Here is a 19,746-nt window from a genome sequence, read left to right on the forward strand (position 1 = left end):
TATCCCTCTCCTTCGCCATTTCCATAGCACCGTCTCATCCTCCCCAGGATAAGCTTTTACTTCCCGGTAAGCTTCACGATGGCATATTCCTCCTTGGTGACGACAGATATCCGGTCCGCTGTACAGAAGAATGCAATGATTCAGCACCTTGTTTCATCCTCCGCAGTCAGCAGCAGCTCCACAATCCCTCTCTGCGCCTCCTGCGTATAATAAAACACCTCATATTCATTCCCTTTGGAACTGACCCGTACCTCGGCTTCTATCCCAAAATCCTTCCCATATTCCGTTATCTTCCGCAGCGGCATCCGATTGACGAATTTCAGTTCAAAAAGCCCTTCCTCCAGCAGCATCTGCTCCACCGCCTTTATGGTCAGACGTTTCGTCGTGCTCTCATCCCGCAAATCATTCATCTGACCCACAAGATCGCTTAAGGACATCCGCGGGGCATAGTGTATCTGGGACGCGATTTCCTCCGTCATCACAAATTCTTCCTTCGTCTTTTTCCCTATTTTCGTACCAGCCGGCAGTTCCTCTTTTCCCGCATCCGCTTCCAGCTCCGGCGCCCCTTCATAATCCTGCACCACATCATAATCCAGGCTGGAAAAATCCACAGCGCCCAGGCTGTCCGGTTCATCCGTCTTGCCGTTCTCCCGGTTGAACCGGGCGATACATTGCAGGAACTGATCTCCGTATTTTTCAAACTTGAACTCACCAACGCCTGATACTGACAGCATCTCATTCTTATCCACAGGCCGTATCACGCACATATGCACCAGCGACTTATCCGAAAAAACTATATAAGGCGGCACGCCTTCCTTTCGTGCGATTTCCCCGCGCAGTCCGCGCAGGACTTCAAACAGCTTCTCATCCTCCTCATCCAGATCGAAGGCGGCGGCGCCCCTGCTCTTTTTGCCTTTCTTTTCACCGGCAGCCTTCGCAGGATGCTCCTGCTCCTTCGCCATTTTCATCATCACCGTCTCATCCTCTTCCAGGATAAGCTTTGACTTCCCGGTAAGCTTTACGATGGCGTATTCATCGTTGGTGACGGCCAGATATTCATTCAGCATCAGATAATTCATCACCTGACGCAGCTTATAGGCAGGCACCTTGGACAGCTCTCCGTAATGCGGATTCTCATCCATCCGGTACTGCCTGATTTTCGCCGTGTTTGCACCATGCACCGTGTCTATAATCACATTCGTCCCATACCGCTGGCGGCAAGCAAGCACGCAGCCCAGCAGGACTCTCGCAATCTCCGTCACGTCCACTTCCTCAAACTGGCTTAAGCAGTTGGAGCAGTTCCCGCAGTAATTGGAGCCATATTCTCCGAAATACCGCAGAATGTAATCCCTCAGGCACTCATTGGTAAAGCAGTAATATGTCATCTTCCGGAGCCGGTCCCTGTCCCTCTCCATCACAAGCTCCTTTGTCAGCGGATCCATCTCCTGATTATCCTGGTTATTATCGATAAAAAACTGGTTCGTCACCACATCCTGGCCGCCGTAGAGGAGGATACATTCCGCCGGCTCCCCGTCTCTGCCCGCGCGGCCGGCCTCCTGGTAATACGACTCCATATTCTTAGGCATATTATAGTGTATCACATACCGCACATTGGATTTATCAATACCCATTCCAAAGGCATTGGTAGCCACCATAACCGGATATCTGTCATAAATAAAATCGTCCTGGTTCTGTCTCCTTTCACCGTCACTGAGTCCCGCATGGTAACGGGTGACCGGAAAACCGTCTCCCCGCAGCCGCTCGCAGACCTCCTCCACCACTTTTCTGGTCAGGCAGTAAATAATCCCGCTTTCTTCCCTGTGAAGCTCCAGATAATTTTTCATCGTGGCATATTTATCTTTGGGAGTCTGCACGGCAAAATAGAGATTCGGCCGGTCAAAACCGGTCGTCAACACCTCCGGGGTACGGAGCATAAGAATATCTATGATATCATCCCTGACCTCTTTAGTAGCCGTTGCCGTAAAAGCGCCGACCACCGGCCGCTCAGGCAGCAATCCGATAAACTCTGAAATTTTCAGATAGCTGGGACGGAAATCCTGTCCCCATTGGGAGACACAGTGCGCCTCATCCACGGCAACCATGGAAATTTTGGCAGTTCTGGCAAAATCCAGGAATTCCTCCGTCACCAGCCGCTCCGGCGCCACATAAATGATGGGATATCGTCCGGCCTTCGCGTATTCCAATGCCTTCCTGTACTGACCATATGTAAGTGAGCTGTTCAGGAAGGCCGCATGGATTCCCACGCTGTTCAAGGCCCCTACCTGATCCTTCATCAGGGATATCAGGGGCGATATCACCAGCGTAATTCCGGGCAGCATTAAAGCAGGCACCTGATAGCAGAGAGACTTTCCCGCTCCGGTAGGCATAATTCCAAGGACATCCTGTCCCTGCAAAATACCGTCTATCAGCAGTTCCTGTCCGTCCCTGAAGCTGTCATATCCAAAATACTGCTTCAATATCTGATATTTATCCATTTCGTTCCTCCAAATAAAAAGCCCGCCGTATCCGGCCGCCTCTTCCTTTTTTCCGTCTGTTCTTTTCCGTTATTTTCGGAAATCCAGGGAGATCTCTCTTCAAGACTCACACAATACACACATGACAAGGCACTTATGGCCTCAACAGAAATTCGATGCTTTCATCCTATCACAGATATGTCCGGTTATGCAATCAAAATGCGCCGTTTACCACGTTTTTTTCCATCCGCCTTTCTTTACGGAAAATCTTTTTTCCCAAAAATCCTGCCGCTGCATACACGCTTTTGCTTTCTGAGGCTTTTTAACTTCTGTTTGTAAGTTTAACGATATAACTGGAATTAATTACCAATTTACATAAATAAATTTGTATATAATTACTAAATTTATGTTTTTTATTGTGATTTATATTGACAAAGTTTATAAAGTAATGGCAATATAATAAAAAGATTTAGTTTAACGATAAATATAATATTAATCAAGAAAGAGGATTGTCCGAAAACAAAACAGCCGGATAACCGGCTGCTTCAGGGGAAAAAGCTTCCCGGAGAGTGTTTTACGGAGAACATAAATTGTACTCAGGAAAATAACGGAAGCGGGTTTTATACCCAAAAGGAGGTTTTCAGACAGTCTGAAAAAGGAGGGATGAAAAAGAGTATGAAAAAGCAGAGATTTAAGTCAGGCTTTGAACCGCCTGCGCATTTTGACAGTGGTTAACCTGTCAGGACAGACACACACCTTCCCTATCCATTAGCTGTCGGATAAGAAAGGCAATTATCTACAATGCAGGGGACTGTAGCTAGAACCTTTTTGCACTGTTTTCCGTTTCGCGGACAATGGGCAGGCAGGACATGCCGGCTGCGGCGGCCCTTACATCATGACCCAGCCCTTGGAGAGGGGCTTTAATAACTACTACTAACCAAGTTAGGAGCGAAATAACATGATTAAATTTTGGAGACAGGGTGCAGCTTTACTGCTGGCCGGCGTAATGGCAGCCAGCCTTGCCGCATGCGGCAGCGCCAGTACAGGCAGCACAGGAAATTCAGACAATGCAGGCGCTTCCAATGAAGGCGCAAGCGCCGAAAATACCGGCGGCAGTGAGAATAACGGCGAGATTGTAAAGCTGGTGGTATGGGGCGTCGGCAGTGCCGATACCGAAGACTGCAACGAGGTTGCCGCCGCTATCAGCGAGATTACCCGCGAGAAAATCGGTGTTGAAATCGAGCTTGTCCGCGGTCAGGACGCAGAACAGATCAATCTGGCTCTTACTTCCGGTGAACCCATCGATATGCTGAACTATAATAACGTTAACGGCCAGCTGGCTGCTATTGTGCGTAACAACTATGCTACAGCTCTGGACGATCTGGTTGAAAAATACGGACAGGGCGCTCTTGAAGTTATCAATCCTGTTGACTTGGATGCCTGCCGTTTCGGCGGTACACTGTATGCGCTTCCCGACATGAAGGACACTTCCCGTTCCGCAGGCTTCTCCATGCGCAAGGATATCGTGGACGAACTTGGAATCGAAGTTCCTGAAATGGGTACTTACGATGATATGTACAAAATCCTGACTCAGGTTCACGAAGCATATCCCGACATGTATCCTCTCGTTCCCACATGGGCCGGCGGCGGTATGCAGGAAACTCTGCCTACTGATCCTCTGGGCGATAACCTGGGCATTCTGGAAAATGTTTATAACGACACCACAGAGGTTGTGAACTATTATGCAACTGAAAGCTACCGTAAATTCTGTGAAATGATGTACAAATGGAATCAGGAAGGCCTGATCATGCCTGATGCTACCACAACCACCGAAAACAACCTGCTCTCCGGCAACGGTTTTGCAATGTTTGAAAACTGGAAGCCCGGCAAGGAATTGGAAAACTATAAGTCCACAGGCAAAGAAGTGGTATTCATGAAAGTGGTTGAGCCTTACAAATATACCGACGTATCCAACGGCAACTCCTTCATCATTCCTTACAGCTCACCCCATCCTGAGAAGGCTATGGAGCTGTGGAACCTGATGTATACCGATCCTGAGGTTTCCAACCTGTTTATCAATGGTATCGAAGGCAAGCATTGGGTATACACCGATGATTCCAAAACCTTTATTACCACTCCCGAAGGCGTGGATCCTAATGCCAGCGGTTATTCCTCCGTTGACTGGGCTTGGCCTAACCAGCAGATTACTCCTCTCTGGAAGGGTGCTCAGGCTGACCTGTGGGATGAGCTGAATAAGTTCAACGAAAGCGGTGTTGCCAGTCCTGCCCATGGCTTCTCCTGGGACAGCAACCCGGTATTGAACCAGGTTACCGCCTGCAACAACGTTGTATCCGCATATCACACAGCTCTTCGCTGGGGCGCTATGGACCCGAATGAAAACCTTCCCAAGTTCATTGCTGAACTGGAAAGCGCCGGCATCAATGAAATCATTGCAGAGAAACAGCGTCAACTGGATGAGTTTCTGGCAGGTAAGAAATAAACTCCGGAAACCCTGATATAAACATATGCATGCAGAAAAAGGAAGGCGGGTATGGGTTGCTCCCCAACCCGCCTCTTCTTTACACATTATCAAATCATAGGGAGGACTAAAATATGAAGAATGTCAGAAAAAAGCTGAAACGATTCTGGCCCCTTTATTTGATGTTCGTGCCTGGCGTCATCTATCTGTTTATCAATTGCTACATTCCCATGTTTGGCATTCAGATCGCGTTCCGACAGTATAACGCCAGAGACGGCATCTATGGCAGTCCGTGGTGCGGTTTTAAAAATTTTGAATTCCTTTTCCGCACTAAAGATGCCTTCGTCATGATTCGGAATACCCTGCTCTATAACCTGGTATTTATCGGGCTGGGCACCATATTGGCTGTTGCAGTGGCCATTATCCTTAACGAAGTCCACAGCAAAAAAGCCAAACAGCTGTACCAGACCGTAATCCTCATTCCCTACCTTATTTCCATGGTTATCGTCAGCTATCTGGCATTTGCTTTCCTGAGCAGCAGCAATGGTTATATCAACAACTCGCTTCTGGCTGCTTTCGGCGCAAAACCTATCGACTGGTACAACAGCCCTAAATACTGGCCTGTCATCCTGGTTGTCATCAACATCTGGAAAGGCCTGGGCTACAACATGATACTGTATTATGCCACCATCTGCGGTATTGACCACACTTTGTATGAGGCGGCCGTGGTAGATGGTGCCAGCCGTTGGCAGCAAATCAAAAATGTAACACTGCCCGGCCTGAAATCTACAATTATCATTTTGACCCTGATGGCCCTGGGCGGTATCTTCCGGTCTGATTTCGGTCTGTTCTATCAGGTTCCCCAGAACTCCGGTCCCCTGATCAGCGTGACCCAGACCATCGATACCTATGTGTACCGCGGCCTGATGCAGACCAACAACATCGGCATGTCCTCCGCAGCAGGCGTATATCAGTCTGTTGTAGGATTCATTCTGGTAGTAACCGCTAACTTTATTGTCCGCAAGGTGGACAATGAGAGTTCCCTGTTTTAAGAAGGAGGCAGCATATTATGGTAGACAAGGGAAAAGGATTCCAAATTTTTGCTCATATCCTGTTGAGCTTTCTTATTATTTGTGCAATTGCACCTTTCATACTGCTGATTATGTCCTCCATCACTGAAGAACAGACTCTGATCACAAACGGCTACAGCTTCTTTCCTGAGAAGTTCAGTACCTATGCATATGAATATCTGTTTACGAAATCTGCCGCAGTATTCCGCGGTTATGCAATTTCCTTTCTGGTGACTGCAATCGGTACGGCGTGCAACCTGCTGTTCACCACACTGTATGCCTATCCGCTTTCACGGAAGGAACTGCCGGGCAGGAACATATTCGCCTTTTATTTATTCTTCACCATGCTTTTTTCCGGTGGTCTGGTTCCCTCATACCTTATGTGGACCCAAACCTTCCATATCCGCAACACCGTATTCGCCCTGCTTATCCCCAACCTGCTGATGAGCGCTTTCAACGTTATTATGATGCGTACCTATTTCACCGCTAATATTCCGGATGCGGTCATTGAGGCGGCCCGGGTTGACGGCGCCAGCGAATTTAAGATACTTTTCGGCATCGTACTGCCCATGGCCCTGCCCATCATCGCCACCATCGGACTGCTTGTTGGCCTGGCCTACTGGAACGACTGGATGAACGGTCTGTACTATCTGAACGACGATCGTATGTTCAGTATCCAGGTACTGCTGATGAATATCCAGAGGGATCTCGACTCCCTGCGGCAACAGGCGCAGGCCGGAGGCAATATTAACACCGCCGATCTGCCTTCCACCTCAGTCCGCATGGCTCTGACCGTAATGGGCATTCTGCCGGTTATGATTATATATCCTTTCATGCAAAAATATTTTGTAAAAGGTATTGCCATCGGCGCTGTAAAGGGTTAAGCAAAAGACTTAATTCTCCAGTGCCCTCACAGCTACGGAAAAATTACAAAAGGGAAAGTCCGTGCGGCACAGAATGCCCGGGACTTTCCCGCTGTCATAAGACAGCAAACTGCCACCCCTTTCAGCGAATTTTTCCCACTCCTTATCCCGTTCCTTCTGTATACGGACTCTTCCGGATTCCTGCTTATCCTGGCTTGTACGCATCCCGATCCCTGCTTATCCTGACCCCGGTCCGTCCGAAATCAACTCTCCGCCTGCGCCCAATCCTTGCAGACATCCACCCATTCACAGGCTTCGGAGTATTCCTCCAGCTCCTCCATGTTAACTTCAATCGCGCTGTTGCTGCTGCCGCAGGCAGGGAACACTGTGTCAAAACGTTTCAGTGATTCATCCAGATAAACCGATATATTCTCATTCACAGCAAACGGGCACACGCCTCCCACGGCATGTCCGATTTTCTCTTCCACCTCGACGGCAGGAAGCATTTTCGCCTTTTTCCCGAATTTTGCCTTATACTTTGCGTTATCTATTTTTGCATCCCCTGCAGTCACGATAAGGATGCAGTGATCCCCTAAATCAAAGGACAGTGTCTTCGCAATTCTTTTGCCTTCGCAGTGAAGCGCCTGCGCCGCCAGCTCCACCGTGGCGCTGGAAACCTCAAATTCCAGAATCCTGCCGTCCGCATTCCATTTTTTCAAATAATTCCTTACCTTGTCAATTGCCATTTTCCTGTCTTCCTTTCCGCTGTCCGGCCTTTTTTACAGACCCTATTTTATAACAATCCCCAGCAGCCTCGCAAGCTCCGCCGCCTGATATAAATCCGTCACCGCTCCCCGCAGCTCCCCTTTTTCCTCCGATAAAACAATGCCCTCAATCTCATTCCCGCGCAGATCCATTCCTTTTAAGGGCGTATGGAAAAAACTGGCCCGCTTCAGGTTCAGCCCCTTCCATTCCATTTTTTTAAAACGACAGTCCGCCAGATAGCTTTCCTGCATATCGCAGGCGTTCCATACCGCCGATTCCCACCTGGTTCCGCTGAAATTGGCAAAAGAAAGGCCGCATTCCTCCATGCGCACCTCCTTCAGCAGGCTTTCATGGAAATCCGCACCCACCCCTTTTACTGAAAGGAATTCGCAGCGGCTGAAATAACAGTCGTCCAGGCGGCTGTTGGATAAATCGCAGGTCTTAAACCGCACATCGATAAAACTGGCTTTTTCGAAATTACAGTGCAGGAAGGTACAGTTTTCAAAAATCACGCCTTCCAGATTTATTTTATAAAAATCCTGGTTTTCCGCAATTAGTCCGCGGATATGGCATTGCTCCACAGGCATATCCTCCCTGCAGGCATTGCCAAGAAGCGCCATGCCGTCCTCTGCTTCCCTGAGCGAACGCCCCAGCTGCGGCGGCGCGACTCTTACTATTTTTTTCTCCATGCCCATTTCCCCCTGCATTATTTTCTGAGGATAAGTCTAACACAGTACGTGAAAAAGGAAAATGGCATAATTGCACAAACCTCCGCGAACAAAAAAAGACACCGGCAAAGCGGGAAACGCTGCTGCGCCCGGCTTCGCCGATGCCTATAAAGAAGGAAACTTCCAATTCCGTATTATCCAAAACGATTGTCCGGCCTGCCATGCGGCAGACGGAATCAGCCTTCAATCGCTATATAATTATGCTCTTCCACCTGTTTCTTTTCTTCCTTTTTGGGAACGGAAAGCTTCAGGATACCATGCTTGAAGCTGGCCTTAATATCCGCCTGTTCCAAATCCTCGCCAACATAGAAGGTACGGCTGCAGGCTCCTGCATAACGTTCTCTGCGGATATACCTGCCTTTCTTCTCGTCCTCCTTATCCAGGCCCTTCTCCGCGCTGATTGTCAGATAGCCGTTCTCCAGCTCTACCTGAATCTCGTCCTTCTTGAATCCGGGCAGATCCACATCCAGTTCGTAGGAATTATCTGTTTCACGCACATCGGTCTTCATCAGGCGGGAAGCATTTTTGCCGTACAACGGATTCTTTTTCCCAAAGAACTCCTTGTTCAGCTTCTTCTCCCATTTATCATCAAACGGAAAATCCATGAAATCATCAAATAAATTCTCTCCAAAAATACTGGGCATCAACATAAGTCATTCCTCCATTCTTCTGAAATAGACTCTCGGAATCTCCAAGCCTTATTTTATGCGGCTTCTGAGATTCCATTTTTATAAATTCCCCCAACTTTTTTCAAAAAAAGGGTTGACAAACCGCTCAAAAAATGCGGCGCTCCGCGCCCTTAATCAATAAGGTATCTTCTTGATTGGGGGTGTTTCTTAATTGAAACCTATTAACATTGGCGGACATGCCGCCTACCAGAACCGTGTTCTGGAACAACTGCGTAAATACTATCCGGATGCCGCCGAATCCCTTCCGTCATCCACATGGGATATCATGGAAAAATTCTGGAACCTTGACCTCTCTGAAATCGATCTCATCATGCAGGACCGTTATTCTGATTTCGGTCCTGAGCCAAGGCTTCCTTCCGACATGCTCCGTTCCATCCTCCTCTCCGTGGAGTTCAAGGTCACTTCCTATACAAAGTGGTCTGCCGACCTCAGGGAGAACCATCTCCACGCCATCCTTTCTGGCTTTTCTGTCGGGGATACTCCGGGAACCGGCACTTTTTATGATTTCCAGTCCCGGGCTCAAGATTCCGAGAGCCTATTGAAATCAGACACCAATTACCACAGCATTCTCCTCTTACAGCGGCCTTTCTCTATCCGAGCCGCTGCATCCGGCTTTATTGCCGCCGGCCTTGTAAGCCTTGCCACTTTGTCAGCCTTCAATCGCAATGTGCTTATCTTCTTCCACCTTCGGCTGCGCTTCTTTCTTAGGAACGGAAATCTTCAGGATACCGTTCTCAAATTTCGCCTTGATATCGTCCTGTTTAATATCCTCGCCCACGTAGAAGCTTCTGCTGCAGGATCCCACATATCTCTCTCTTCTGATATATCTGCCATTCTCGTCCTTCTCGCCATTATCTTTGTTCGTGGAAGCGCTGATGGTAAGGTAGCCTTCCTTCAGCTCCGCCTTTAAATCCTCTTTGTTAAACCCGGGCATATCAATGTCCAGTTCAAAGCTGCCGTCCGTTTCCCTGATATCGGTTTTCATAAGGCTGTTCGTGTTGAAATTCCTGAACGGAAAGCTCATCCATTCGTCAAATAAATTTTCTCCAAAAATACTAGGCATTAACATAATTATCGCTCCTTTTCTGTAAAATAAAAATTATCGTTTACATGTCTGGAACGCAGGTTCCGACTCCGGTATAAAAGTACCCTCATCTTTCGATGTTTATTGCTTTTTGTATCTTTGTCCTTTCCTTTGTTCTATTTGTAATATAACACGCATTATTAGCAATGTCAAGAGGTGAGTGCTAATTATTTTTTTAATTTGTGGAGGCCCAAAATTACTTACACCCAGTCCATCCAGGTGCGGAGGCTTTCTTTATATACTCATCTACAGCCTTCCTTATCCTCGGAACCTGTCACAGGTTCGCCCACCAGCATTCCTTCGCTGTCTACGAAGTAGGTTGTGGGATATCCCGCCTGCCTGCTGACTGCCGATTTTGCCAGTTTATTACCAGCCCCTTAATTCCTACTTTTACGCCTTCCGCTTTCAGCTCCTGCGACAGTTCGTTTAATTCCGGAAGCTCTCCCACACAGGGGCCGCACCAGGTAGCCCAGGTATTAATCAGGGTCAGGTCGTTTTCCTTAAATACGGCAGCCGTCACTTCATTGCCTTCAAAATCCACCGTATCCAGGTTGGAAAATGTATCCTGGAGAACTGTGCCGCTTTTTCCTCCTGCACATCCGGCGCATATCATAACCGCCGCTGCAACGATTATCCCGATGATATGATTTTTTTCATAACATTCTCTCCTTTTCTCTTGTTCTATGATTGTGTGTTTTCTCATGTGATGACCTTAGTCTAGCATTCTGTTAAAACACAAACAATTTACTTACATTACATTTGAATTACATTTTTGTAATGTTGCAAAGCATAAAAAAGCCGGAAGAACTGCCGCATCCTGCGGTATGTTCTCCCGGCATGGCCGCAATAAAAGCTGTACAATATTTCATTAAAATTCAAAAAAATAGACAGGCCGGTGTCTTCACCAGCCTGCCTGCGCAGGAATCCTGTTCCGCCTTATTCCTTACACCACTTTTTCCGCTCCACCATCCGTCCCATCAGGAATGCAATTATCCCCACTCCGATCCCGGTCTGGACGCAGAATAAAAGGCTTTCAACCTCGCCCGGGATTTCCCCGTTCAGGGCAGTTTCAAAGACAGGCGTGAACCAAGGCTCATATTCCCCGGCAATCTCCTCTATCTTCTGGCTCCCCGCGTCGTCGGAGCCGCCAAATTCCGCTCCTTTCCTGGCAAACAGCGGCACCACCACAATCAGTACCACCAGAACTATCAGTATTATTGCTGTTTTTGCTTCTTTTTTCATGGATTTACCCCTTTCATACCGCAGGCAGGCCTGCGATACTGCATTAATAAGTAGTTTGAAGGAACTTTCAAACTTTTGCCTCCTGTATACCGCAGGGAAAGCCTGCGGCATCAAAGCAATCTCTGCCCGTAACTGCACGTTCCTTCACAGCTGCCTCTGTTCTATTATTTACCGGCCTTCATAAAACCGATTGCCTTTAATTCCGGCTTCGCATAGTTTTCCAGCGCCATCATAATCAGTACGGTCAGCAGGCCTTCAACAACGGCCAGCGGCAGCTGGGTCGGTGCAAACACGCCGAGAAATTCCAGGGCGGATGCAAATACGCCTCCCTGCGTGCTGGGATATGCCAGCGCAAGCTGTACACTCGTTACACAATAGGTAAAAAGATCCCCGAAGAAAGCGGCGAGGAAAATCCCGGCCATCCTGTTCACCTTACATTTTTTGCACAGCAGATAAATTCCATAAGTAACGAACGGCCCTGCAATCGCCATGGAAAAGGTATTGGCTCCCAGCGTTGTCAGTCCCCCATGCGCAAGCAGAATCGCCTGGAACAGCAAAACAATAATGCCCAGTATGCTGACGGTGCTGGGGCCGAAAAGGATTGCGCCCAGGCCGGTCCCCGTCATATGGGAACAGCTTCCTGTGACGGAAGGAATTTTAAGTGCGGACAGGACAAATATGTATGCGCCCGCCATGGCCAGCATAGTGATTGCCTTTCTGTTTTCCTGAAACAGCCTGCGTATGGTAAAAAAACCTTTTACCAGGAACGGCAGGCAGACAACGCCCCAGGCGATGCAGTAGCCGACCGGAAGGTAGCCCTCCATAATATGCATGGCATTGACCGTTGGATATACCGCAAAGGCAACGGAAAATGCAATGCTCAGCTTCAGAATTTTCTTTTGTTTCTCTGTCATTCTTTTGAATCTCCTCTCTCATTTTTACAGGCAGCGATCCATTCCGCCGCCTGTTGCGGGGTGGACGGATATCCCTTTCGATCCGCCACTAGTTCATTTTGAATCAGTGCGTCCCAGACCTCCATAATGGATGGCTTTTTTAAATGGGCCCTTTCCATCATTTCCTTCCGGGAAAATATTTCAGCCGGCGTTCCGTCTCCAATCAGCATTCCGTCGCAGAAAACAAGAATCCTGTCTGCAAAATGCCAGGCGAAATCCACATCATGTGTTGCAACCAGCAGAGTTTTTCCATCCTCATGAAGCTTACCCAGAATATCCTCCACCCTCTGCGCGTTCATAGGATCCAGCGCAGCCATCGGCTCGTCAAATATGAGCAGCTCAGGCTCCATCGCCAGAATATCGGCAATGCTGACCTGTTTCTTTTCCCCTCCGCTCAGATAATGCGGCGCACGCTGCTGCAGCTCTTCCAGGCCAAGATAGGAAACTGCAGCATCCACCCTGCGTATTACCTCACTGCGTTCCAGGCCCAGATTCATGGGCCCGAAGGAAATTTCCGCCCGTACATTCGCCGCGATAATCTGGCTGTCCGCATCCTGGAATACAAAACCTACTTTTTTGCGCAGCAGGTTCAGCTCTTTTTTCCCTATTTTGCTTCCACAAAGAAGGATTTCCCCGGCATCAGGCTTCAATACTCCATTCAGATTCAGGAAAAAGGTGGATTTTCCCGCTCCGTTCGACCCCATAACCGCAATTCTCTCACCGCGCCTGATTATGAGATTCACCTCTTTTAAAACCGGTTCCTCCCCGTAGGTAAAGGACAGTCCCTTTACCTGCAGCAATACTTCATTTTCCATATGCTCTCCTACACAATGACCGCGATACCCAAAAGGACAATCAGGTAAAGCCCGGTAAAAACAAGCTGTCCTCCCGCAGGCGGATTTACTTCCGATAAAAATTCCAGCTTCCCATCGTATCCTCTTGACAGCAGGGCATCGTAATAAGCATTCGCTTTTTGTAACGATACAAGAAACAGGTTCCCCGCTATCAGGGCAAAGCTTTTGCATGACTGGCGAAAGGAATGGCAGCCCAGCCGCGCCTTCGCTGCGATCTGCATTTGCTCCGAGACATCTATCAGGATAAAAATATATCTGTATATCAGGTTCATCAGTTCAACCAGCAGACGCGGAAGGTGAAGCCTCTGAAGCACCAGAACCAGTTCGCTGACCGGCGTGGCAAGGGACATCATATATAAAGCGCTCATTCCGGCCATTGCCTTCAGGAACACCCTCCCTGCCAGAATCAGGTTTTCCTTATAAAGGCATATCCAGAAAAAATAGGCCGCAAGATTCCAGTCTCCCAAAGGCGCGCGGCCAAATTCCACGGCAATCGCCGCGCCGCTGAAAACCATAAAGGCAAGAGGCACCGTCATAAAATGTATGTAGACCTTCCATGGTATTTTCCCTATCATCAGCGTAATAGCTCCCATGGTGAGTATCACGTAAATGGAAACCGCCGGCTTATCAAAGGCTATTACCAGGCAAAGCGCCATGACCGCAAGAAACATTTTCAGCCCTGCATTCCAGCAGCGCATTCCTGAACGATATGCATAATAATCTATTTTCATCCCGCATTCCCTGTATGTCCGCGATCCGGCCCGGCGCAAATGAATGTGCCGCCTGAATCGCAGCCTCTTTTGAGCATAAAAAAGAATCTCGCCTGCGAGATTCTCCGCCTGCGGCGGGTCGCTTTAGCGACATAATTCCTTTCCGCCGCAGTGCGATCCTCGCGGAGCGTTTTTTATTCCATAGGAGTACTTTCCTAGGGAATAAAAAAACCCGCTTGTACACAATCGGACTGTGCGCACAAACAGGCAACAAAAATAAGGCCCTCAAAGGGGCTTATTTTATAAGTTCCTGTCCATCGCAGTCCCTATAAACACAAATAAAAAGGCAGGTCTTCTGACTTGCGCATCCTCACATTTTCTCGTCTTCCCATTTCCACAGTGACCGCCTTCCGGCTGAAAAAAATGCTCCGCGTATACAGCGACGGGATCGTCCGGGATTCCCACCCGGTTCCCTATTATCCTGAACTGCAGCTAAAACCGCATCAGGCACCTTTTTACTTCTAATTTCCATCAGTATATCATTCCTTGTAAAATTTAGCAATGACATTTTGAGATTACAGCCGCTCCGAGCAAAACCACTCAGGCACATCCCTCCTGAAATTATCAAACCACCGCAAAACATCCTTCACAGCATATGGAAGCTCATCCTTCTGCAAATAATATGCCCAGGGCACCATAATAACCGCGCCCACAGCCAGATAAAAGCAGCTTCCAAAATTGCAACGGAGGTTCCCCGCCAAAATATCCCCGGATCAGTCCCGTAACAAAATGCGGATGCACATCGGTAAGGCCTATGCTGCCAAACTCCTTCCAAGGATCCACTCCGATACCGTCAGCTTCCTGATAACCTCGCATAAAACCCTGATCCCCTCCGCAATTCTGTTTCTGGGAGGGAAGGTGTAGTTCAGCCGGATATAATTTTCCCCCTTCTGTCCCGGCAGATAGAAGGGCGTTCCCGGAAGGACGGCAACGCCGTTTTGCGCCGCCTGGGTGGCGAGCAGATCCGCAGGCAGCCCCTCCGGCAGCCTGCACCACAGGTAATAGCCCCCACCTCAGGTGCAATCTCCTGTTCCGGCAGGAATTCCTGTGAATCCATATAGCTGTATTATCCAGAATATCTCCCGTGGAATAGACCAGTGGGCTGTACAGGTTAAACACCTGATCAAAGCCCGCATTCAGAACATTTCCTAATCCCAGGACAGCTACCACGACGATCGTCGGCGCAATTCCCGGCAGCGTAATATGCCATACAGCCTTCAGCCTGCTGCAACCGTCTGTGGCCGCAGCTTCATACAGATCCTGGCTGACACCTGTTAAGGCCGCCAGATAAATAACCGCATTATATCCGAATTCTTTCCATACATCAGAAAAAATAACCAGCTGCCTGAAATATTTTTCTTCTGCGAACCAAATCTTAGGCTCCACACCAAAAGCCGATACTATCGCATTAAAAGCTCCCTGAAAGCTGAACAGCTCCAGAAAAATACTCGCCAGAATAACCCATGAAAGGAAATGGGGCAGATAAGCCACCGTCTGAACGATCTTCTTAAATTTCATTTCTCTTATTTCATTCAGAAGAAGTGCAAAAGCAAGAGGTACAATTACGTTTACGGATTTTCCAGTGATTACCTTCATAACCATTTCCTTTTCCATAGACAGAAGGTTGGACCATTTGCTCTCCATAGTTGGTGTCTGGCTGAAAACACAGCTACGGCTCTTCTTGTCAACAGTCGTGGTAGCATACGGCCTGTCACCGATAAGCAGGGAATACATTCTCTGGAAATTACCGAAGTTCTCCATGCTGAAGTCCTCAATAGAAAGCTGTTTTCCACTCTCATAGCCTGGAACAACATCCTTTACCACGGAAACATCGTTGGCCAGCAGCTTGTATGCACTGGAAATACCCTGATAATCCTCGGGAGAAGTTTTTCCATCCAGTACGTTAATCAATTCGTGATAGGTATATTCACACTCATCCGCTGGAGCCATCAGCATTCTTACCGGCCAGAAATTCAAGGGCTGCTCAGATACATCAAACTTGCTCTCGTCTCTGAGCAATACGTTAGCCATAATAATAACCGCTTTCGCCACATCCGCAGAAGCATTTTTATTGATTACACAATAGCCAGTGGTGGCAGAGCCTGCCTTTACATAATATTTATTATCATCCGTAAAAATGGGATATGCCTGCCAGTTCGCCGTGGGATCATTTCTGTATGCATCCCCGATGCCGTAACTGGATACCCACCAGGCTCCAAAAAACATTCCGACCTTTCCGGAATTAATCAGTTCGATTGTAGAATCCCTTGTATCCATTTCCTGATCGATATATCCCTTTTGATACCAGTCGGCCAGACGTTTCAGGGTTGCTCTCGTTGCCGCGCTATCCGTTCCATAAGTCACATTTCCGTTCTCATCCTTCAAAAAGATACCTGGATAACAATCATTAGCTGAAAATACGGCGTCGAAACCGCCTGTAGTAGTCGCTGTTTCCTGGAAGGTTGTATAACAGCTGGAGCTACGGCTGACTGGCGGCTGCTGCGCTGGACGATTTTTATATCGTGGTGGGGACAGGGCATAACGGCTTCCTCCTTCCTGTGGTTAATTTTAGGCAAAAGAAAAGCAGGAAACTGTTTCTGATTTCCTGCTTGATGGTGCCGCCGGTGGGCGGCCGGTATTCAATTCACGAATTCAAATCGGGACATTCCAAAGTCATGCAGATTGACATATCGGATTAATTATCAACAGAATTCTAGGGATTTACTTTTCTCTGCACTTAATTCCGTAATTGCCACGGCTTCCGCTTTCATAGCCCCTATATATTTCATAGAGCTTGCCGTTTATTGCAACTTCGTCATCACCATTAAAAGAGTACGGATAACCGTTTTCTTCACAATACTTGGAAATTGCTTGGTGCGCTTTTGCCACAGTAGGATAGGTATCACTCTCGTCATATGGAACCCAAAAAGCTTTTTTGAACATACTAAGCATTAATATCACTCCTTCCTGAACGTATCTCGATTCGTTATTATTGATATTATACCATTTCTGTTGTTTATTTTGAATAGCTAAACTGTAAATTTCTGAGTAGCGATGTCCACCGCAGACGTGATTCATCTACATGGGGTAGCTGGCGGCAGCCAGCGCAGGGGAAGCGTAGCGTCCCCTGTGATGATTGGAATCAGCCGCAAGTGTGCTGGCAATCATCCGCTTTACGCAGAAAGCCCCCGGCAGGGCGCAACGCACCGGCTCGACCGGTGTATAGTTGCGCCCTATCCGAGTTCTGGGATAGGGCGCATTGAACAAAATCGCTGCGCGATGGCTTGATCTACATTTTACCGAAGTATGAAATCTGCATAAATAATAAAAACAGTGGACTACTCTAGGAAAAAGTTGTATTGTTTAATCACCACAAAAAAACAAATACCACTGCCTATGACGATATTAACACAAGCCTGGCTTTCAGACAACAACTTATTTTATTGCCATTCCCCGCCCATCCTTATTCTGAACATTTGGTGATTTGATATTCAGAATACTAGGAGGAAATACTGATGAATGAAATGTATCTGTTAAAGCTCAAAGAGGATATGGCTTTAAAAAATAGGAAAGGATGCCATGCGCATCACCTATGCTGATATCCGGAAATTCATTTTCCATATGAAAGACGTGGAAAACAAAAAAGCTGCCACAATCAACTGTTACACTGCCGCAATCAGGTTCTTTTTTGAATATACCCTCGGTTACTCCATGTCTGTCTGACGGGTTTTCGGGTTTGTATGTGTCTCAGCCCAACGGTCAGCGCAGACCAGAAGGGTCTGTATTTCCTCGTCCGAAAAGATGTAAGGGACATAACTGTCTGATGTTTTGGGGCAGCCCGGCATAAAAAGGCATTCTGGTCTGTATGAGTTTTCCTTACCACTTCATAAGGGATGTTGTCATTTACCATAGAGCTTGTAAGGGATGAGAGAAAGCATGCGGCCCCTGTTTGCGCCCGTCAGGGTCAATCCCGGCTGCCGCAATGGCAGTCTTTACAATCTTAGTGATTGTCTGAACAGAGATGTGACTGTAAGGCGGGACAATGCGCAAGAACACATACGGGCTGTCATAGCCGGCACGTTCTTCCTGTAAATATCGTTTTAAAGCAGCCTTTATATCGGGAACCATGGGAAGTTCAATGGCAACGCCGGTTTTATGCTGTGTGAGCAGGATTAAATCCTTTGAAAAATCCAGTTTCCCGAACGTCATGGATGAAATATCGCCGCTCCTGATTCCAAGGCGTGACGCAAGGAGCAAGGCAGCGTAGTCACGCTTCCCATGCGGGGAATCCTGGTCAACGCTGTTTTCAATCTTCAGGATTTCCCCTGCCGTGTAAACAGAGGGGTACGGCTGCGGCCTTTTAAACAGAGGGACTACACCGCTATAATCCCTGCCGGTATATCCGGAATGATAAGCATACCGGAGGAAAGTCCGGATATGTGGGAGATACCACTTGCTACTGATTCTCAAGCAGGCGGCCCCTATACTTTGAGCATCCATTTCCTGTGGCTTCAAACAGCCTGTTTCAGTTACAGCAGATAAAAAGTAATGGCCAATCTTGTCATGGAGCGGCGTTTTTATCCTTAGCCGGATTGCAGGTAGCGAAAGTATCAGCGGCATGATTTGTAAGGTTTCGGTATCATTTCGGGGCGGTCTTTAACGCTCCTGTTCCTGCTTTTTCTGCTGGCTCGGCTCCCGGCGCAAAATCTGGTCGAGATTGCCCTTGATCGTCTGAAGCTCCCGGACACGCTCACGCTTTTCCAGGTAGTTGTTATATCCGGCGTTCTTCTGGACGGTAAGCTGCTCAATCTCCCGTTGTAAGGCTTTGCTGGCTGACTGCTTGGAAATGCCATGCTCCCTAAAATACCGGGCGGCTGCGTCCGCCATGATAAAATCGCTCTGGTGCTGTTCCCGGTAGGCGTTCCGGGCTTTCTCCTATTTCTACGCTTTCAGACCGTCACGGGCGGGCTTGGTGCCGATGTAGTTCAAGAGGTTGCGCTGCAACTCCTTTTTCTCCCGGATAGCGGCTTCCAGCCCTTTCAGCCCGGATTGGAGCGCATGCAGGCAACGGCAAAATCCTCCCCGCCACAATTCAGAGAGGAAATGCGGTAGTCTGCCCTCGGTATCAGCCGCCCGTCTGCGTCAAGGGTGGGCTTCATGGTAAACTCGTCATGCTCAAAGGTAAGATACTTTTCAGCGCGCGGCGGTGGGGCGTGTTGTATTTCTTTCGCATGGTGCAAGACCTCCTTTCTGTTGCCGCAGGAATGCAGCGGTAATGGGCGGCGCAAGCCGCATAGCAGGGTTTGGGGAAAGCACTCCCCAACAAGTTTCCCGCAGGGGCAAAATGAGCAGTAAGCGAATTTTGGTACTGTGGTAGAAACTTGCTCTAAGAAACTGACGCTTTCCTCTGCGGCTCACTTTGCGGCAATCTATAAGGGGCGGGGTGGCTGCTTTCTCAAACATAGCGATTGCGGCAGCTCGTCCTGCCCGCTGTGGTTTTGCTTTCTTCCACGGACGGAAACAGAAAATGCCAAACGCATTTTTTCTTTTTCATCACTACTACGGCAAGCACGCCCGGTTTGGGCAGCCGCTTGCCAAAAATGGGCGAAAAAAACGCCACGGATTTCAAAAAATCTGTGGCATTGCCGCCTGGTCGGTATTCAGTTTTAGGCTGTTGCGCCCTCTTTTGGAAAAAAGAAAAAGACAGCCGATTTTCGACTGTCCCTGAAAATATGTATTCTGTTGTATTCTTGTAAGATTGACAATGTTATATTT

Annotated in this window: 19 protein-coding genes, 1 pseudogene and 1 riboswitch; of the genes and pseudogenes, 4 read left to right on the top strand and 16 right to left on the bottom strand. The window is 48.2% G+C overall.

What is annotated here, in order from left to right; genetic code table 11:
- Positions 1 to 140: 140 nt before the first annotated feature.
- Positions 141 to 2,495, bottom strand: a complete 2,355-nt coding sequence (recQ, locus tag FYJ45_RS20360; RefSeq protein WP_154467011.1) for a DNA helicase RecQ — start codon at positions 2,493 to 2,495, stop codon at positions 141 to 143.
- Between the two features lie 937 nt (positions 2,496 to 3,432).
- Here recQ and FYJ45_RS20365 point away from each other — a divergent pair.
- The 3 genes from FYJ45_RS20365 (at position 3,433) to FYJ45_RS20375 (ending at position 6,907) form a co-directional block, all read left to right on the top strand.
- The gene (locus tag FYJ45_RS20365) at positions 3,433 to 4,974 is read left to right on the top strand and encodes an ABC transporter substrate-binding protein (protein WP_154467012.1); all 1,542 of its coding nucleotides are present in this window, start codon (positions 3,433 to 3,435) and stop codon (positions 4,972 to 4,974) included.
- 113 nt (positions 4,975 to 5,087) lie between these two features.
- Positions 5,088 to 6,005: an ABC transporter permease gene (locus tag FYJ45_RS20370; protein WP_021640000.1), complete on the top strand. Its 918-nt coding sequence runs from the start codon at positions 5,088 to 5,090 to the stop codon at positions 6,003 to 6,005.
- Positions 6,006 to 6,022: 17 nt separating this feature from the next.
- The gene (locus FYJ45_RS20375; protein WP_154467013.1) at positions 6,023 to 6,907 is read left to right on the top strand and encodes a carbohydrate ABC transporter permease; all 885 of its coding nucleotides are present in this window, start codon (positions 6,023 to 6,025) and stop codon (positions 6,905 to 6,907) included.
- Positions 6,908 to 7,149: 242 nt separating this feature from the next.
- Here FYJ45_RS20375 and FYJ45_RS20380 read toward each other — a convergent pair whose 3' ends face one another.
- The 15 genes and pseudogenes from FYJ45_RS20380 to FYJ45_RS20465 all read right to left on the bottom strand — a co-directional run bounded on the left by FYJ45_RS20380 (position 7,150) and on the right by FYJ45_RS20465 (position 19,211).
- Complete coding sequence (locus FYJ45_RS20380) at positions 7,150 to 7,632, bottom strand: YbaK/EbsC family protein (protein WP_154467014.1); 483 nt, start codon at positions 7,630 to 7,632, stop codon at positions 7,150 to 7,152.
- A 42-nt stretch (positions 7,633 to 7,674) separates the two neighbouring features.
- Complete coding sequence (locus FYJ45_RS20385; protein ID WP_195841910.1) at positions 7,675 to 8,340, bottom strand: pentapeptide repeat-containing protein; 666 nt, start codon at positions 8,338 to 8,340, stop codon at positions 7,675 to 7,677.
- A 215-nt stretch (positions 8,341 to 8,555) separates the two neighbouring features.
- Positions 8,556 to 9,029, bottom strand: coding sequence for an Hsp20/alpha crystallin family protein (locus FYJ45_RS20390; protein WP_021640005.1), 474 nt, complete (start codon positions 9,027 to 9,029; stop codon positions 8,556 to 8,558).
- Positions 9,030 to 9,315: 286 nt separating this feature from the next.
- The gene (locus FYJ45_RS20395; protein ID WP_154467016.1) at positions 9,316 to 9,591 is read right to left on the bottom strand and encodes a hypothetical protein; all 276 of its coding nucleotides are present in this window, start codon (positions 9,589 to 9,591) and stop codon (positions 9,316 to 9,318) included.
- A 126-nt stretch (positions 9,592 to 9,717) separates the two neighbouring features.
- Positions 9,718 to 10,137 carry an Hsp20/alpha crystallin family protein gene (locus tag FYJ45_RS20400; RefSeq protein ID WP_154467017.1) on the bottom strand — a complete coding sequence of 140 codons (420 nt, stop codon included), beginning with the start codon at positions 10,135 to 10,137 and terminating at the stop codon, positions 9,718 to 9,720.
- 322 nt (positions 10,138 to 10,459) lie between these two features.
- A complete protein-coding gene (locus FYJ45_RS20405; RefSeq protein WP_235930917.1) occupies positions 10,460 to 10,855 on the bottom strand; it encodes a TlpA disulfide reductase family protein in 396 nt (131 codons plus the stop codon).
- A gap of 233 nt (positions 10,856 to 11,088) precedes the next feature.
- Positions 11,089 to 11,394 carry an energy-coupling factor ABC transporter substrate-binding protein gene (locus FYJ45_RS20410; protein ID WP_035324267.1) on the bottom strand — a complete coding sequence of 102 codons (306 nt, stop codon included), beginning with the start codon at positions 11,392 to 11,394 and terminating at the stop codon, positions 11,089 to 11,091.
- A gap of 164 nt (positions 11,395 to 11,558) precedes the next feature.
- The gene (locus FYJ45_RS20415) at positions 11,559 to 12,308 is read right to left on the bottom strand and encodes an energy-coupling factor ABC transporter permease (protein ID WP_154467018.1); all 750 of its coding nucleotides are present in this window, start codon (positions 12,306 to 12,308) and stop codon (positions 11,559 to 11,561) included.
- On the bottom strand, positions 12,305 to 13,162 hold the full coding sequence (locus tag FYJ45_RS20420; protein ID WP_154467019.1) for an energy-coupling factor ABC transporter ATP-binding protein: 858 nt from the start codon (positions 13,160 to 13,162) through the stop codon (positions 12,305 to 12,307). The genes FYJ45_RS20415 and FYJ45_RS20420 overlap by 4 nt, the downstream gene beginning before the upstream one ends.
- Before the next feature lie 8 nt (positions 13,163 to 13,170).
- Positions 13,171 to 13,932, bottom strand: a complete 762-nt coding sequence (gene cbiQ / locus FYJ45_RS20425) for a cobalt ECF transporter T component CbiQ (protein WP_154467020.1) — start codon at positions 13,930 to 13,932, stop codon at positions 13,171 to 13,173.
- Between the two features lie 307 nt (positions 13,933 to 14,239).
- Positions 14,240 to 14,439, bottom strand: a riboswitch (cobalamin riboswitch).
- A gap of 135 nt (positions 14,440 to 14,574) precedes the next feature.
- Entirely contained in the window at positions 14,575 to 16,335 is a 1,761-nt protein-coding gene (locus FYJ45_RS31880; RefSeq protein ID WP_276892745.1) for an ABC transporter permease subunit, read from the bottom strand.
- A 357-nt stretch (positions 16,336 to 16,692) separates the two neighbouring features.
- Entirely contained in the window at positions 16,693 to 16,923 is a 231-nt protein-coding gene (locus FYJ45_RS20440; RefSeq protein ID WP_235930918.1) for a DUF4318 domain-containing protein, read from the bottom strand.
- A gap of 951 nt (positions 16,924 to 17,874) precedes the next feature.
- Positions 17,875 to 18,441: a tyrosine-type recombinase/integrase gene (locus FYJ45_RS20455; RefSeq protein ID WP_235930919.1), complete on the bottom strand. Its 567-nt coding sequence runs from the start codon at positions 18,439 to 18,441 to the stop codon at positions 17,875 to 17,877.
- A 186-nt stretch (positions 18,442 to 18,627) separates the two neighbouring features.
- Positions 18,628 to 19,020, bottom strand: a pseudogene (locus tag FYJ45_RS32800) (relaxase/mobilization nuclease domain-containing protein); the annotation flags it as partial.
- Positions 19,011 to 19,211: a hypothetical protein gene (locus FYJ45_RS20465; RefSeq protein WP_195841911.1), complete on the bottom strand. Its 201-nt coding sequence runs from the start codon at positions 19,209 to 19,211 to the stop codon at positions 19,011 to 19,013. The pseudogene FYJ45_RS32800 and the gene FYJ45_RS20465, both read right to left, overlap by 10 nt.
- A gap of 203 nt (positions 19,212 to 19,414) precedes the next feature.
- Here FYJ45_RS20465 and FYJ45_RS29740 point away from each other — a divergent pair, with 203 nt between their 5' ends.
- Entirely contained in the window at positions 19,415 to 19,699 is a 285-nt protein-coding gene (locus tag FYJ45_RS29740; RefSeq protein WP_207708440.1) for a hypothetical protein, read from the top strand.
- The last annotated feature ends 47 nt before the right edge of the window (positions 19,700 to 19,746 follow it).

The sequence above is a fragment of the Eisenbergiella porci genome (assembly GCF_009696275.1).
In the GTDB taxonomy this organism is placed as follows: Bacteria; Bacillota; Clostridia; order Lachnospirales; family Lachnospiraceae; genus Eisenbergiella; species Eisenbergiella porci.